16 protein-coding genes and 1 tRNA gene are annotated in these 15,240 nt (G+C 71.0%); 11 read left to right on the top strand and 6 right to left on the bottom strand.

Features of this window, described 5'->3' with window-relative positions; translation table 11 throughout:
- Window positions 1-55: 55 nt before the first annotated feature.
- From J2S57_RS29265 to J2S57_RS29255, 3 genes are all read left to right on the top strand, one after another.
- On the top strand, window positions 56-1,825 hold the full coding sequence (locus J2S57_RS29265; RefSeq protein WP_307248981.1) for a cyanobactin maturation protease PatG family protein: 1,770 nt from the start codon (window positions 56-58) through the stop codon (window positions 1,823-1,825).
- Window positions 1,826-2,019: 194 nt separating this feature from the next.
- Window positions 2,020-2,622, top strand: a complete 603-nt coding sequence (locus J2S57_RS29260) for a TetR/AcrR family transcriptional regulator (protein WP_307248980.1) — start codon at window positions 2,020-2,022, stop codon at window positions 2,620-2,622.
- Between the two features lie 21 nt (window positions 2,623-2,643).
- The gene (locus J2S57_RS29255; RefSeq protein ID WP_307248978.1) at window positions 2,644-4,224 is read left to right on the top strand and encodes an MDR family MFS transporter; all 1,581 of its coding nucleotides are present in this window, start codon (window positions 2,644-2,646) and stop codon (window positions 4,222-4,224) included.
- A 43-nt stretch (window positions 4,225-4,267) separates the two neighbouring features.
- On the opposite strand, the gene J2S57_RS29250 is transcribed toward J2S57_RS29255, so the two are convergent.
- The gene (locus J2S57_RS29250) at window positions 4,268-5,272 is read right to left on the bottom strand and encodes a sugar-binding transcriptional regulator (RefSeq protein WP_307248976.1); all 1,005 of its coding nucleotides are present in this window, start codon (window positions 5,270-5,272) and stop codon (window positions 4,268-4,270) included.
- Between the two features lie 101 nt (window positions 5,273-5,373).
- Between J2S57_RS29250 and J2S57_RS29245 the strand changes: the two genes are divergently transcribed.
- Entirely contained in the window at window positions 5,374-6,228 is an 855-nt protein-coding gene (locus tag J2S57_RS29245) for an SDR family oxidoreductase (protein ID WP_307248974.1), read from the top strand.
- A 25-nt stretch (window positions 6,229-6,253) separates the two neighbouring features.
- Here J2S57_RS29245 and efeB read toward each other — a convergent pair whose 3' ends face one another.
- Genes efeB through efeU form a run of 4 tightly spaced genes read right to left on the bottom strand, consistent with a single transcriptional unit; the run spans window position 6,254 to window position 9,484 of the window.
- Window positions 6,254-7,495 (bottom strand): iron uptake transporter deferrochelatase/peroxidase subunit, encoded by a 1,242-nt coding sequence (efeB, locus tag J2S57_RS29240; protein WP_307248972.1) that lies wholly within the window; start codon window positions 7,493-7,495, stop codon window positions 6,254-6,256.
- Window positions 7,492-8,187, bottom strand: coding sequence for an iron uptake system protein EfeO (gene efeO / locus J2S57_RS29235; RefSeq protein WP_370882719.1), 696 nt, complete (start codon window positions 8,185-8,187; stop codon window positions 7,492-7,494). Before efeO ends, efeB begins: the two co-directional genes overlap by 4 nt.
- A gap of 48 nt (window positions 8,188-8,235) precedes the next feature.
- A complete protein-coding gene (locus J2S57_RS29230; RefSeq protein ID WP_307248970.1) occupies window positions 8,236-8,652 on the bottom strand; it encodes a cupredoxin domain-containing protein in 417 nt (138 codons plus the stop codon).
- Window positions 8,645-9,484 carry an iron uptake transporter permease EfeU gene (efeU, locus tag J2S57_RS29225; protein ID WP_307248968.1) on the bottom strand — a complete coding sequence of 280 codons (840 nt, stop codon included), beginning with the start codon at window positions 9,482-9,484 and terminating at the stop codon, window positions 8,645-8,647. Before efeU ends, J2S57_RS29230 begins: the two co-directional genes overlap by 8 nt.
- A gap of 154 nt (window positions 9,485-9,638) precedes the next feature.
- Between efeU and J2S57_RS29220 the strand changes: the two genes are divergently transcribed.
- The 4 genes from J2S57_RS29220 to J2S57_RS29205 all read left to right on the top strand — a co-directional run bounded on the left by J2S57_RS29220 (window position 9,639) and on the right by J2S57_RS29205 (window position 11,549).
- Window positions 9,639-10,013, top strand: coding sequence for a BlaI/MecI/CopY family transcriptional regulator (locus tag J2S57_RS29220; RefSeq protein ID WP_307248966.1), 375 nt, complete (start codon window positions 9,639-9,641; stop codon window positions 10,011-10,013).
- Between the two features lie 38 nt (window positions 10,014-10,051).
- Complete coding sequence (locus J2S57_RS29215; RefSeq protein WP_307248964.1) at window positions 10,052-10,924, top strand: M56 family metallopeptidase; 873 nt, start codon at window positions 10,052-10,054, stop codon at window positions 10,922-10,924.
- Between the two features lie 80 nt (window positions 10,925-11,004).
- Window positions 11,005-11,078, top strand: a tRNA-Leu gene (locus J2S57_RS29210).
- Between the two features lie 27 nt (window positions 11,079-11,105).
- The gene (locus J2S57_RS29205) at window positions 11,106-11,549 is read left to right on the top strand and encodes an HNH endonuclease (protein ID WP_307248962.1); all 444 of its coding nucleotides are present in this window, start codon (window positions 11,106-11,108) and stop codon (window positions 11,547-11,549) included.
- 42 nt (window positions 11,550-11,591) lie between these two features.
- Here the strand turns inward: J2S57_RS29205 and aztA are convergent, their stop codons facing one another.
- Entirely contained in the window at window positions 11,592-12,212 is a 621-nt protein-coding gene (gene aztA, locus J2S57_RS29200) for a zinc ABC transporter ATP-binding protein AztA (RefSeq protein WP_307248960.1), read from the bottom strand.
- 67 nt (window positions 12,213-12,279) lie between these two features.
- Between aztA and aztB the strand changes: the two genes are divergently transcribed.
- From aztB to aztC, 3 genes are read left to right on the top strand one after another with little or no spacing between them, the layout of a single operon-like run.
- Window positions 12,280-13,161: a zinc ABC transporter permease AztB gene (gene aztB, locus J2S57_RS29195; protein WP_370882515.1), complete on the top strand. Its 882-nt coding sequence runs from the start codon at window positions 12,280-12,282 to the stop codon at window positions 13,159-13,161.
- 2 nt (window positions 13,162-13,163) lie between these two features.
- Complete coding sequence (locus J2S57_RS29190; RefSeq protein ID WP_307248956.1) at window positions 13,164-14,327, top strand: hypothetical protein; 1,164 nt, start codon at window positions 13,164-13,166, stop codon at window positions 14,325-14,327.
- Complete coding sequence (gene aztC, locus J2S57_RS29185; protein ID WP_307248953.1) at window positions 14,324-15,229, top strand: zinc ABC transporter substrate-binding protein AztC; 906 nt, start codon at window positions 14,324-14,326, stop codon at window positions 15,227-15,229. The genes J2S57_RS29190 and aztC overlap by 4 nt, the downstream gene beginning before the upstream one ends.
- The last annotated feature ends 11 nt before the right edge of the window (window positions 15,230-15,240 follow it).

The raw sequence follows: 15,240 nt of genomic DNA, 5'->3' as shown, positions 1-15,240 counted from the left end.
CACCTGAACAGCTGGGCGGGCCTGAACGGCCGGAGAAGGAGGGTGAGGTGGCGGCATGGTGGCGGCAGCTGACATTCCCGGCCTGAGAGACCTGTGGCGGGAGACGAGGGGCGATCCGGAGATCCGGATCGGCCTGATCGAGGGCGTGGTGGACTCCTCCCACGAGGCCTTCGCCGGGGCGGACCTGGAGCTGATCGATCCGCCCTGGCTCGCGCCCACGACCGTGGAGGACTACCTCCACCGCCACGGCACGTTCATCGCCTCGCAGATCTTCGGGCAGGGTGAGCGTCCGGTTCCCGGTGTCGCGCCGCGGTGCCGGGGGCTGGTCGTGACGGCCGGCCGCGACCTCCATGACCTGACGGACCAGCTCAACCTGGTGCGGGCGTTCGACACCCTGATGAATGCCGGGGTGCACGTCGTCCACTTCGGCATCGCCCTGCCCTCGACCTCGGGAGCCCACGTCGACCTGATCCGCCGGGCCGTGGCCTCGGCCGAAGAGGCGGGCGTGCTGGTGATCGCCCCGGCGGGCAACAACTACGGCGAGGTGCAGCTGTCGCCGTCGACCCTGCCGACGGTGCTGACGGTCGGGGCGATGGACGACGACGGCCAGATGTACAAGTTCAGCAACTTCGGGCCGCGGTACCGGGATCACGGCATCGTGGCCCCCGGGGGCAACATCACCGGCGCGAGACCCGGCGGCGGTACCGAGGTACAGAAGGGCACCAGCTGCTCGACGCCGATCGTCACGGGTGTCGCGGGTCTCCTGCTCAGCCTGCAGCGCCGGTACGGTCTCGCGGTCGATCCGCCGGCGGTGCGGCAGGCCCTGATCGACACGGCCGTGCCGATCCCGGCCGAGCGGTGTCACGGTGAGCCCGAGCGCGGGCTGTCGGGGCTGCTCGACATTCCCGGCGCGATGCGTCAGGTGCTGTCCGGCAGCAGTTCGCGGGGCCCGATGGTGGACGCTCCGGTCGCCGGGTCACCCGGCCCACCGGCCGCGGCGGCCGGGGAGAGGGTGACGCTCAGCTTGACCGGGGTTCAGGAGCCCGGCCTGGTCTTCGCCCTGGGAAAGCTCGGGTACGACTTCGGGTCGCCGGCGCGGAAAGAGGCGTTCGCGCAGAGGATGCCGCCGGTGAGCACCGGCCGGGTGGTGTTCCCGGCCCAGCCCGACGACGTGCTGCAGATGGCCGCGCACCTGCGCACCGTGCCCGGTGACATCACCTCGCTGATCTGGACGACGAGTCAGGACCACACGCCGCTGTACGCCCTGGAGGCCGTGGGGGCCCACCCCGACGAGGCGCACGAAAGGCTCGTGGCGCTGCTCGAGGGACAGGTCGCGGTGGCGGGGCGGCTGTGCGGGCGTCGTGTGGAACTGCTGTCGGGGCAGGTGGTCCCGGTGGTCGAGGTGGAGGCGGGCCGGCACCTGCACGGCTGGTCGGAGGAAGGACTGGTGCGGGGCGCGCTCGGGGCGGGGGCCGGAAACCCGGCCGGGTTGCGGGAGTTCCTGGCCCGGGTTCGCCACGACCTGCGCAATCCCGGTGTCAGCGGCGCCGACCGGGCCCGTAACTACGCGGCGACCAACGTGGTGCAGGCGGCCTCCGTGTTCACCGAGGCGGCCGCGGCCGGGCTGGTGCTCGACCGGATCGGGGTGGAGCGCAGCCCGTACGGCCGGGCCGACCACGACTGCTGGGACGTGTGCCTGAGCTTCTTCGACCCGGGCAACAGCCGTCGTCAGGGGCGGGTGTTCCGGCTGACGATCGACGTGAGCGACATCCAGCCGGTCGGCCTCGCCCCGGTGCGGAGCTGGGCCGGGGCGATGCGCGCGTGATCACGGGGAGCACGGCCTGATCACGAGACCAGGTGGAGCGGGTCGTCGTGGTCCGGGCTCGTCGATGCGCGAGACGAACGACGCGCCGCGGTGCGGCGGGCCACCGCTGTTCCTGCCCGGCCGCGATCGACGCTCTGGCGAACGAGCACGGTGCCTCGTGTGCAGAACTTGCACAATGTGCAATACTTGAACGTATGACCAATGAGGGGGACCTGCGGTCTCGCCGTAAGCAGGCGACGGCGCGGGAGATTCACGAGGCCACGCTGCGGCTCGTCGCGCGGCACGGCTTCGATCACGTCACCGTCGACATGATCAGCGCCGAGTCCGGGGTGTCCCGGCGCACCTTCTTCAACTACTTCGCCTCGAAGGAGGCCGCGGTCATCGCCGGCCCGCGGGCCCTTCCCGACGACGCCCTGTCCGAGTTCCTGGCCGAACCCGGTCAGGAACCGGTGCAGGTACTGCGCGACCTCACCCGGCTGCTGGTGAAGGAGCTCGAGAGCAACCCGCCCGGGCGTGAAGACCTGGGCCAGGTCATGGAACTCGCGCAGGCGCACCCGGCCGTGATGGCCGCGATGCTGGCGAACTTCGACACCTTCGAGCGGTCGGTGGGCGAGGCCGTGGCAACGCGTCTGGGCCTGGAACCCGAGCACAGCACGCCCGCGCTGATCGCCGGGATGGCCTTCTCGGCCATGCGCACCGGGCTGGGCTGCTGGTCCAAGACACCGGAGTCGGGGGAGTCGCCGGTGCCGCAGGTCGAGAAGACCGTCGCCCTGCTCCACAGCTTTCTGAAACCGTGAGTGAATCAAGGAGCACCGTCCATGGCTGAACCCTTACCGGCAGCGAGAACCCCCGAGAACAGCGGGCCCTCCGAGGTCCCCGCGAACTTCTGGGTGATCTTCAGCGGCCTCATGCTGACCATGCTGCTGTCCGCGCTCGACCAGACCATCGTCAGCACCGCGCTGCCCACCATCGTCGGTGAGCTGCACGGCGTGCAGCACATGGCCTGGGTGACCACCGCCTACATCCTGGCCGCGACCATCGCCATGCCGGTCTACGGCCGCATCGGTGACCTCGTCGGCCGCAAGACGCTGTTCCTGTCCGGCATCGGGATCTTCCTGGTCGGCTCCACGATCGCCGGTCTGTCGCAGGACATGACCTGGCTGATCATCGGCCGTGGCATCCAGGGCCTGGGTGGCGGTGGCCTGATGATCACGTCGCAGGCGATCATCGCCGACCTGGTGCCGGCCCGTCAGCGCGCCAAGTACATGGCCCCGATCGGCGCGGTCTTCGGCCTGTCGAGCGTGGCCGGCCCGCTGCTGGGCGGCTGGTTCACCGACAGCATCGGCTGGCGGTACGCGTTTTGGATCAACCTGCCGCTGGGTGGTCTGGCGCTGATCGTGTGCGCCGTCGTGCTCAAGCTGCCCAAGCACAAGGCGCAGGCCAAGCTCGACGTGCTCGGCTTCGTGCTGATGGCCGCCGCCGTCACCGCCACGGTGCTGGTGGCCGACTGGGGCGGCACCGAGTACGCGTGGACCGACCCGATGGTGCTCGGTACCGCGGCCGGTGGTCTCGCGGCCTGGGTCCTGTTCTTCGTCTGGGAGTCGCGGGTCTCCGAGCCGCTGATCCCGCTGTACCTGTTCCGCAGCCGGATCTTCAACATCGCCACCCTGATCGGCATGATCGTCATCGGGGTCGGGATGTTCGCGATCATCGGTTACCTGCCGACCTACCTGCAGATGGTCTACGGCGTCAGCGCCACCGAGTCCGGGCTGCTGCTGATCCCGATGGTCGTCGGCATCATGTCCGCGGCCATCCCCTCGGGCAACGCGATCAGCCGCACCGGCCGCTACCGCTGGTACCCGATCGCCGGGGTCGCGCTCGTCATGCTGGCTGCACTGTGCATGTCGACCCTCACCGTCGACACCATCGTCGCGCTGATCTGCGTGTACGTGTTCATCCTGGGTGCGGGTCTGGGCCTGATGATGCAGACGCTGGTTCTGGCCGTGCAGAACGACTTCCCGTCCTCGGACGTCGGCACGGCCACCTCGGCGAACAACTTCTTCCGGGAGATCGGCGCCACGCTCGGCATCGCGGCGGTCGGCGCGGTGTTCACGAGCCGTCTGACCGACCAGCTCACGCAGCGGCTCGACGCGTCCTCGGCCTCGGCCGTGGGTGACGCCGACTCCCTGACCCCCGCGCTGGTGCACGCACTGCCGCAGGCGGCCCAGGACGCGGTGATCTCCTCGTACCAGCACGCCCTGACGCCGGTGTTCCTGTACCTGATCCCGATCTTCGCGGTCGGTCTGGTGCTGGCGTTCCTGCTGCCGGAGAAGGAGCTCGCCGACGGGCACGCTGCCGAGCCCGACGCCGATCCGGTGATCGAAGAGGCGACCGTCTAGAACTGAAAGGGTGGACGCCGTGGTGACCGCGGCGTCCACCCTTTCAGCTGGGCTTGTGGTCGAGCAGGAACGAGGCCGACTCCAGGTCGGTGACGAGCACGTTCACCCAGCCGCCGAGCAGGGCGGCCCGGATCGCGGTGTGCTTCTCGGCGCCGCCGGCCACCCCGACCCGCCGTTCGATGCGCATGATCTGGCCGGGCGTGATCCCCACGACGCGCTGGTCGAACGCCGAGTCCACGAGCCGGCCCTCGGCGTCGATGTAGCGCAGGCACACGTCACCCACGGCCTTCGCCTCACGCAGCTCGCGCTGTTCCTCGTCGGTGATCGCGTTGCCGCTGCTGCGCAGCAGGGGCGACGGGCTCAGCCCGCCGATGCCGACCAGCAGCAGGGTCAGCTGCTCCCACGAGCGCACGATCCCGGCCACCGACGGATCGGCCGTCAGCGCCTCGCGCAGCTGCGAGCTGCCGACCAGACCGGGCGTCGGCATGAACACCGGCTGCCCTCCGGTGACCTCGGCGAAGCGGCTCAGCAGACGCGTCGCCCGGACCTGGGCGTTCGGGTCGCCGATGCCGCCCAGCACCTGACTGACGATGCGCGCGACGGCCGGGCGCTTGGGGCGCATCGCCTCCACAGTCGCCAGCAGGCTCGCGCTCCAGGCCGAGATGCCGATGTCGTCGCCACCGCTGAGCGTCGCGTCGAGGTAGGCGGCCGCGGACGAGGCGAGAACCTGCAGGTGCCGGTCCTCCTCGCCGGGCGGGACCTCGGCGACCACCACGTCGCGCAGCCCGTAGGCTGTGCGCACCTGCTCCTCGACGTCGGAGTGCACGCCGGTGGGCACGGTCACGACCGTGTGCACGATGCCGAGCTTCGTGGCCTGCTTCAGCAGCCGGGACACCCGCGGCTGCGAGATGTGCAGGTCGGCGGCGATCTGCGGCTGGCGCACGCCCTGCTCGTGGTAGAGCCGGGCGACGCGCACGAGCAGCCGCAGCTGTTCCGGCTCGAGGTCACGCGTCTGCTCGGACGGCTCGTGCGCAGGTGTGCTGGTCACCGGTGATCCTCGGACTTCGTGACGGTGGGCCGACAGTTCCGCCGACCGTAGCGCATGTCGGGCCAATACTGAATTTCTATTCTGACAGATGGGCTAACCACGTGGACCTCCTGGTCGTCGGTGGCAGTGGATTCCTCGGCCGCGAGCTCGTGCGGCTCGGTCTGCAGCAGGGCCGGACGGTCGCGGCGACCTATCTGACGTCGCCCGGTGGGGCTGCGGCCCGGTGGCACCGTCTCGACATCACCGACCGGGGTGAGGTGGCCGCCCTCCTGGCGTCCGTGCGTCCCTCGCTGGTCGTGAACGCCGCCTACCGGCAGTCGGACTGGAGCACCACCGCCGACGGCGCCATGCACGTGGCCGCGGCCGCCCGCGAGGTCGGGGCCCGGCTGGTGCACGTCTCGAGCGAGGCGATCTTCTCCGGCCTCGCCGGCCCCTACGACGAGACGGCGAAGCCCGACCCGGTGAGTGCCTACGGCGCGGCGAAGGCGGCGGCCGAGGTGGCGGTGGCCGGGCTCGACCCGGCCTCGGTGATCGCCCGGACCTCGCTGATCGTGGGCCGCCACGAGTCGATGACCGAACGTTTCGTGCACGGCCTGGCCGACGGATCGCGTTCGGGCGTGCTGTTCACCGACGAGCTGCGCTGCGCCGTGCACGTCACCGACCTGGCCACCGCCCTGCTGGAGCTGGGAGACCAGGACGCTTCGGGCGTCCATCATCTGGCCGGTACCGACGCCGTCAGCCGCCACGAACTGGGCGTGCTCATCGCCCGCCGCGACGGGCTCGACGAGACGAAGCTGCCCACTGGTCTCCGCGCGGACACCGCGGTGCCCGGGCCGATCGACGTCCGGCTCGACAGCACCGCCACCCAGGCCCGGCTCGACGTGCGTCTGCGGGGAGCGCGCGAGTTCCTGACCGGCGGTGCCGTTGAAGGGTTTTCGTCTTCCGGCACGAACTGAGCCGCGGGCGGTCGCCGATCATCTTCTAGCCGAACAGCGCCTGACCCCAGTGCTCGCCGGCCTTCACCCCGGGCGGGCAGGCGAACAGGCCGCTGCCGACGTGCTGCAGGTACTCGTTGAGCGCGTCGTTGTTGTTGCCCGCCAGGGAGTTCTGGATCGTGACGAACTGGGTGCGCGGGTCGCGCTGGTAGGCGAGGAAGAACAGGCCGGCGTCGAGGCGGCCGAGGTCGTCGGTGCCGTCGGTGAAGGAGTAGCCGCGGCGCAGGATCCGGGCGCCGGCGTTGTTGTCGGGGTGGGCCAGGCGCACGTGGGAGTTCGGGTCGAGCCGGCCCAGGTCGGTGGTGTCGAACTCGGCGCTCTTGCCGATCGGGGCACCCGTGCCCTTGGTGCGGCCGATGACGCGTTCCTGCTCGGTGAGCGGGGTGGAGTCCCAGGGCTCGATGAGCATGCGGATGCGGCGGGCGACGAGGTAGGAGCCGCCGGTCATCCAGTCCTGGCCGTCGCCCGGCTGGGCCCAGACGTGCTCGGCCATCAGGTCGGTGTCCTCGGCCTTGAGGTTGGCCGTGCCGTCCTTGAAACCCATCATGTTGCGGGGGGTCTGCTGGGCGGTGGTGGTGCTGCTCGTGCGGCCGAAGCCCAGCTGCGACCAGCGCACGCTGGCGGTGCCGCGGGCGATGCGGGCCAGGTTGCGGATGGCGTGCACGGCGACCTGCGGGTCGTTCGAGCAGGCCTGCACGCACAGGTCGCCGCCGCTGATCTCGGACCTCAGCGCGTCGCCGGCGAACGTGGGCAGGTCGGCGAGCTGCTCGGGGCGCCGGTCGGCCAGGCCGAAACGGCCGTCGAACAGGGTGGTTCCGAAGCCGACGGTGATCGTGAGGCGGGCGGGTGACAGGCCCAGGGCCTCTCCGGTGTCGTCGGGCGGCGCGCCCGGGTCGCCGGTGACCGAGCCGCTGCCGACGTCCTGGCCGGCGGTCATGCGCAGCGACGCGTTGGTCCACTCGGTCAGCAGCTCGATCAGCTGATCGCGCTTGGCGACCGGACTGAGGTCGAACGTGGCGAAGTGCAGCCGGTCCTGGGCCGGGGTGACGATCCCGGCCTGGTGGTCCCCGAAGAACTCCACGACGTCACCGCCCGAGGTGACCGGGTCGTCCACCATTGATCGGGTGGCGACGACCCCGGCTGCCGCACCCAGGGCACCGGTGCCCCCGAGCAGGCCGAAAAGGCGGCGACGGCTCAGCCGTGGAGTTCTTGCGGGGACCTCACTCACTTCGTGACGACCCCGCTGATCTGACCGAGGGGCTCCGAGATCGCGTCCACCTCGACCGCGAGAGCCTTCACGTCGTCCTTGCTCAGGTCGTCGTAGGAGACGTACGGGCTGCCGGCGACGTAGCCGGCGTCGCCCTCCTCGGCGCGGTGGGTCTCGAGCAGGTCGACCAGGGCCGGGAAGCGCTCGTCGAGGGTCTTGACCAGCTCCGCGTCCTTCTCCAGCAGGGCCGGGCGCAGCGCGGTGTAGACGTAGCGGGCGCCGTCGACGTTGCCCGCGAAGTCGACCAGGTCGATGCGCGAGTAGCGCTCCTCCTCACCCGTCACCTTGCTCTTGGCGACCTCGTCGAGCAGCGACTTGGCACCGTTGCCCATGACCAGAGGGGTGAAGTCCACGTCCTTGATCAGGGTCTGCAGCTCGGCCACGTTCTCGTTCAGCTGCTCGGCCAGGGCCGGGGCGCCGTCGAGGGTCTTCTTCTCGAACAGCAGCTGCTCGAGGGCGTGGAAACCGGTGAAATCCGTTCCGTCGGTGGCGTCGTCGATGCGCATGTCGATGAGCGGGTCGAGGTCACCGAAGCTCTCGGCGATCGGCTCGATGCGCTCGTAGTGCAGACGTGCGGCCGGGTAGGCCTCCTTGGCCGCGTCGAGGTCGTCCTTGCCGATGGCGTCGGTGAACGTCGTGGTGGTGCCGACCAGCGCCGCGGCCTCGCTGTTGACGTACTTCTTGTACTCGTCGACGGCGCTCTACAGGTTCTCGTCGAGGCTCTGCGGCGAGGCGGCCGGGCCGGAGACGGTGAGGGCGGTGCGGTTGCCGTTGCCGACCATGCCCGGCTTGCAGGCCACCTCGTAGGAACCGGCGGGCAGGTCGACGATCAGCTCACGCGACAGGGCCGGGCCGATGTTCTCGACCTCGCCCATGATGCGGTCGCCCTCGGCGTAGACGTAGACCTCGGTGACCTGGCCGGCGCTGTTGGTGACGCTGAAGGTGTGGCGGCCCGCGGCGATGTCGGTGGTGGAGACGTCGCAGTTGCTGTCGCCGGCCTTGACGGTGATCGGGCCGTCGGAGCCGCTGGTCGCCGTGGTGCCGCTGGTGGACGAGCAGGCGGCCAGGGTCGCGAGAACGCCTGCCGCCGCGACAGTCTTGTAGAGGGCTTCAGGCATGCGTGGTTTCCTGCTTCCGGATTCCGGCGCGGCGGGTGCCGAGCACGAAGAGAGTCATGACGGGGACGAAGTAGGCGGTCCAGGCGATGGCCTGCGCCCAGGTGGTCTGCGGGCTGAGATTGAGGACGCCCTTGAGCAGGGTTCCGTACCAGGAGCTGGGCGGGATCACCGCGCTGATGTCGAACGCCAGCGAGTAAAGGCCCGGGATGACGCCGGCCTCCTGCAGGTCGTGCACGGCGTAGGCCAGCACGCCCGCGGCGATGACGATCAGCCCGGCGCCGGTCCAGGTGAAGAACCGGGCCAGGTTCAGCTTCAGGGTGCGGTTGTACAGCAGCCAGGCCAGCACCACGGCGGTCACGATGCCGAGGCTGAAACCGACCACGGGACTGGTGGTGCTGCCCGCGGCCTGCACCGCCGACCAGAAGAACAGCGCGGTCTCCAGGCCCTCGCGCCCGACGGCGAGGAACGCGGTCAGGGCCACGGCCCAGGCACCCACCTCGAGCGCCTGGGTGAGCCTGCCGTCGAGCTCGGCGCGCAGGTTCCGGGCGGTCTTGCGCATCCAGAAGACCATCGCGGTCACGAAGACCACGGCGATCGCCGAGAGGGTGCCGCCGAACAGCTCCTGCTGCTTGAAGTCCTGCAGCAGGGTGGTGGAGGTGTACGTCAGGAAGGCGCCGAACGCGACGCTGAGCGCGATCGCGAGCAGCACCCCGGCGGCGACCAGGGCGAGCCGGTCGCGGCGCCCGGCCTTGACCAGATAGGCCACGAGGATGCTCACCACCAGGGCGGCCTCGAGGCCCTCACGCAGGCCGATCAGATAGTTGGCGAACACGGGTCCTCCTCCTCGTGAGAACTATTCAGCAATAGTTGCGGAGGTAAGGCTTACCTAATCCACAGGATCTTGGCAAGAGGCGTGATCCCGGCATCTCCCGAGGTGAAAGCCCCCTGTGAGCGTTGCATCGACGGCAAAGTGAGATACTGACGTCATGGCCGGACGCAGCAATCCACGGCGCAGCGGGGCCCTGGAGAAGGAGATCGTGGCCTGCCTGGCTGCCTCCCGGGTGCCCCTCACCCCGGCCGAGGTGCAGGCCGAACTCGGCGAGTCGCTGGCCTACACCACGGTGCTCACCACCCTGACCCGGCTGCACGCCAAGCAGGCCGTCGTGCGCGAACCGCGCGGCCGCGCCTACGCCTACTCGCTCAACGGCACCCGCGCCGAGTCCGAGGCCGGCCTGACCGCCCACCAGATGCAGAAACTCCTGCACGAGGGCGTCGACCGGGCCAGCGTGCTGTCACGTTTCGTCGACACCCTCGACGAAGACTCCTCCCGCATCCTGCGTGATCTCCTGGACCGGTCGTGATCCGGGCGCTCATGCTGGGCCTGGCGATGGTGCCCCCGATGGCAGGTCTCAGCGCCTACGCCGTCAGCCGCCCGGCCCGGGCCCTGCCGCCGGCGCTGGCCACCGTGCTGCTGACGGCTTTCGCCGCGACCGTCTCGGGCATCACTGCGGCCCTGCTCCTCATGGCCGCCTACCTCGGCACCGTCACGACCTTCCCCGCGATCCACCCCCACGACTGGTCCGTGTCCTACCTGCACCGCGTCTGCCCGATCCCGCCCGCCGTGGGCCTCGGGCTCGGCCTCGTCGCCCTGGTCATGCTGGCCCGCGCGGGCGCTCACGCCGCGCGGGTGGCCGCCAGTGCCCGCCGCACCTCGGCTCTCGCGGCGGGTCTGCCTCTCGTGGAGGGGATCTCGGCCGTGGACGACCCGAGCGTGCAGGCCTGGGCGGTGCCCGGCCGCTCCGCGCGGATCGTGGTGACGACCGGGCTGCTGCGCACCCTCGACGGTCCCGGGCGCCGGGCCCTGCTCGCTCACGAACGCGCCCACCTGCGGCATCGGCACCACGTCTACGTGCAGTTGGCCCGGCTCGCCGCCGCCGCGAACCCGTTGCTGCGCCCCGTGTCCCGGGCGGTCGACGGGGCGGTCGAACGCTGGGCCGACGCCTGCGCGGTGCGAGAGGTCGGCTCGGAGCGGGTGGTGGCGCGGGCTGTCGGGGCAGCCGCGCTGGGTTCCTCCGGCCCGGCGCTCGCCGCTTCCGGAGGTGACGTGGTCGAGCGGGTGCGCGAGCTGCTGGAGCCCACGGTGCGACGCCCGGTGGTCGGGGTGCGGCTGGGCCTGATGACGCTGGCCTGCTGGGCGAGCGGTGCGGCGGTGCTGCTGTGGGCGCACCGGATGGTGGAGCTGGCCGAGGTCAGCTACCGGGCGGCGCGTTAATTCGGTGGCCCGGCCGGATTCCGGCATGTCATGGTTCTTCCGGGCGGGAGCGGCTTTTCGGTCGTGACCGGTTCGATGACGCCTGTGTAGCCCAACCGGTAGAGGCACCACATTCAGGATGTGGGGGTTGGGGGTTCGAATCCCTCCTCAGGCACGGCTTTTTCACGAGGAGAGGGTGCCGGTGTCCGGGGTGCTCGTACTGAATGCTTCCTACGAACGTCTGCACTACGTCTCACTGCCCCACGCGGTGCGGATGCTCGTGCGGCAGGTCGCGGTGGTCGAGGAGGCCGCCGACGGCCGCCCGCTGGGTCCCTGGCCGCGGCCGAAGGTGGTGAGGCTGCTGCGGTACGTGACCATGCGCTGGCGACATAAGACCCGGCCGGCCTGGAGCCGGCGAGGTCTGCTCGAACGCGACGACCACACCTGCGCCTACTGCGGCGCGCGGGCGAGCACGGTCGACCACGTGCTGCCACGTTCGCACGGTGGCGTCGACTCGTGGCTCAACACCGTCGCCGCCTGCCAGCGGTGCAACCAGCGCAAGCGTGACCGCACGCCCGCCCAGGCCGGGATGCCCCTGCGCCGCACGCCGTTCATTCCCTCGTGGGAACAGATGCTGGGCCACTGAACGGGACGCGTCGAGCCTGACGCGTCCCTTTCGGGGCGTCGGTCAGAGCACCCGGCGCCCGTTCTCGAGTCGCACCACGAGGTCGGCCGCCTGGATCGAGACGTCGTCGTGCGTCACGCAGGCGACGGCCGCGCCCCGCGCGGCCTCGGCCGCGAGCATCGCGCGGGTGCGCGCCCGGCTGGCGGTGTCGAGGCCGTTGGCCGGTTCGTCGAGCAGGAAGATGCGCGCCTGCCGGGCGATTCCCTGCGCCAGCAGGGCGCGCTGACGCTGGCCGCCCGACAGCGCCGGGAACGGGCGATCGGCCAGATCCGCGAGATCCACGCGCTGCAGCGCCTCTTCGACCTGCGAGCGCCGCTGGGACCGGGTGCGCCGCGCGTCCCACGTGCCCATCGTCACCACGTCGCGCACCGTCAGGGGCAGCGTGTCCGGTGCGGCCGGGCGCTGCACGACCAGGGCCACCGCGTCCGCCCGCTCGACCGAGCCGGAACCGGGAGTGCGCACACCGGCGAGGATCTCGACGAGCGTGGACTTGCCGGCGCCGTTGGGCCCGGCCACGGCGGTCACCGCACCCCAGGGAAGGTCGATGTCGACGCCGTGCAGCACGGGCGTGTCGTCGAAGGCGAAGTGCAGATCGCGGGCGCGGACGGCGGGTTCGGTGTTCATCACCGGTCACCCTACCCGCCGCACCCGAGATTGAGAACGATTATCGTTTGTGTGTAGTGTCCCGGCTGTGCAGTGGTTGACCGATCCTTTCAGCGTGGGCTTCGTCCTGCGGGCCCTCCTGGGTGGTGCTCTCGTCGCGGTGATCTGCGGCGTCGTCGGCACCTGGGTGGTGATCCGCGGCATGGCGTTCCTCGGCGAGGCGATCGGTCACGGCATGCTGCCCGGCGTCGCGCTGGCCACCGTCGTCGGTGCGCCGGTGATGCTCGGCGGCGCGGTGAGCGCCGTCACGATGAGCGCGCTCATCGGCGTGCTGCAGCGCCGCGGCCGGCTGTCGTACGACACCAGCATCGGGCTGCTGTTCGTCGGCATGCTCTCGCTCGGCGTCATCATCGTGTCGCACTCGCGCACGTTCGCCACCGACGCCACGGCCATGCTGTTCGGCGACATCCTGGCCGTCGACGACCAGGACCTGCTGGGACTGCTGGTCGTCACGGTGGTGGCGGTCGCGACCACGATCGCCTTCCACCGCAGCTTCGTGGCGGCGGCGTTCGACGCACGGATCGCGAAAACCCTGGGCCTGCGCCCGCAACTGGCCCACCTGGTGCTCGTCGGGCTGGTGACGCTGGCCGTGGTGTCGTCGTTCCAGGCGGTCGGCACGCTGCTGGTGGTCGGTCTGCTGCTGGCTCCCGCGGTCGCAGCCGGGCCCTGGACGAGAACCCTTCCGGCCCGGATGGTTCTGGCCGTGATCGCCGGCGTCGTCGCCGTCGTCGTCGGCCTGCTGTGCTCCTGGTACGCGGGCACCGCCGCCGGAGCTTCAATCGCCGCCTCGGCGATCGGGCTGGCCGCGCTCTCGGGCACCCTCGCCCAGCTGCTGCGCGCCACCCGCCGCCGTGCCCCCGCGGTCGCCGTCGAGCCCTCGCTGCTCGCCCTCGACTCCTCCGGAAAGTGACCATGCGCCGACGAACTCCCGTTCTCGCCCTGTCCCTCCTGCTGCTGGCCGGGTGCTCCTCCGAGTCCGCACCGGAGCCCGGGCCCACCGGACACGGCGCCGTCGCCGGAGCCGCCGAGGTGGCCGAGCCGCAGCTGCATCTCGTCGCGATCGACGAGGACGGCCGGGCCTCGATGCTCGACCTGCTCGCGGGTACCGAGACCGACCTGGGCAGCCTCACCCCGGCCGAGAAGGTCAGCAGTGACGGCCGTTACGTGTTCGCGGCCGACGGATCGGGTGTGAGCGTCGTCGACAGCGGCGTCTGGACCTGGGACCACGTCGACCATTTCCACTACTACCGGTCGCAGCCACGCACGCTCGGCCGCGTCACCGGTGAGGGCGTGGCCGCGGTCTCGACCGGGATGCTCTCCACAGCCGGCACCACCGGCGTCTTCTTCCCGGACTCGGGGGAGGCGGTGCTGCTGGACAACCAGGCGCTCTCGCGGGGCACGATCACCGAGAAGCTCCGGCTGAGAGGAGAGCCGCACCAGGGCCTCGTGGCCCCGCTGGGTGAGGGCGCCCTGGTGAGCCGGAACACCTCGACGGTGGACGCGGTGGACGCCCGGGGCGGGAAGCTCGCCTCGGTCGGCTGCCCGGATCCCTCCGGCACCGTCACCACACGGGTCGGGCTGGTGGTCGGCTGTGCCGACGGTGCGGTGCTCGCGACCCTCGACGGCGAGAAGCCGGTGCTGACCGCCATTCCCTACCCCGAGGGGGCCGCCGCGCCGGCCACCTCGTTCGACGGGCGCAAGGGCCGCCCGACCGTCGCCGGGCTCGGCGACGGCAGCGGCATCTGGCTGCTGGACACCCGTGAGGAGACCTGGCAGTGGCTGCCGACCACGACGCGGGTGGTCGCGGCGGCGGCCGTGGACGACGCCGGCGGCCACGTGGTCGCGGTCGGCGAGGACGACACCGTGCAGGTCTACGACGCGGGGTCGGGCAGGCGGCTGGCCTCGACCGGGCCGCTCGACCTGGGCGAGAACGTCCAGCTCACCGTCGACGCGCAGCGCGCCTACGTGAACGGAACCGATGGGGTGTACGAGATCGACTACGCCGATGAGGCCCGCGTGGCCCGGGAGCTCGAAATGCCGACCAAGCCGGTTCATCTCGCGGAGACCGGGCGATGAGGCGCCTGGCCGCGATGGCGGTGGTCGGGGCTTTCGCCCTGGCCGGGTGCGGGCAGGCCGGAAGTGGTGACGGGCCGCGGGTGGTCGTCACCACGAACATCCTCGGTGACGTGGTGCAGCAGGTGCTCGGCGACCAGGTCGAGGTCACCACGCTCATGCAGCCGAACGCCGACCCCCACTCGTTCGAGATCTCGGCCCGGCAGGCCGCGGCCCTGGACGACGCGGACCTCGTCGTCTCCAACGGCCTCGGCCTGGAGGAGGGGCTGCAGCAGCACCTCGACCGGGCCGCGGAAGCCGGTGCGCCGCAGCTGGTCGCCGGGGACGAGATCGAGGTCGTGCCGTACGCCTCCGGGGACGCCGAGGGGAATCCGGACCCGCACTTCTGGACCGACCCCGCGACCGTCCTGGACGTCGTGGACGCACTCGAGACCACCGCGTCCACCATCGACGGCATCGACCCCGCCCGGCTGAGGACGCGCGCCGACGCCTACCGCGCCGAACTCACGCGGCTCGACGCGGACATGACCACCGCGTTCGCCGCGATCCCGGACGAGCGCCGGGCCCTCGTCACCAACCACCACGTCTTTGGTTACCTGGCGCAGCGTTTCGGCTTCGAGGTGATCGGCGCCGTGATCCCGGGCGGCACCACCCTCGCCGCGCCCAGCGCCGCCGACCTGCGCGACCTGACCGAGGCCGTCGAGAAGGCCGGGGTGCCGACCATCTTCGCGGAGTCGTCGCAGCCCGACCGGCTCGTGCAGGTGCTGGCGAGCGAGGCGGACGTCGACGTCGCCGTGGTGGAACTGTTCACCGAGTCGCTGACCGCCCCCGGCGGGGGCGCCGAGACCTACGTGCAGATGATGCGCGCCAACACCGAGCGGATCGCCACCGGCCTCTCGCCCTGAAACGTTCGACA

This window comes from Kineosporia succinea (assembly GCF_030811555.1).
GTDB classification, from domain to species: domain Bacteria; phylum Actinomycetota; class Actinomycetes; order Actinomycetales; family Kineosporiaceae; genus Kineosporia; species Kineosporia succinea.
Note: the sequence above shows the minus strand (reverse complement) of the source record. Positions and strands in the feature narration are given on the sequence as shown.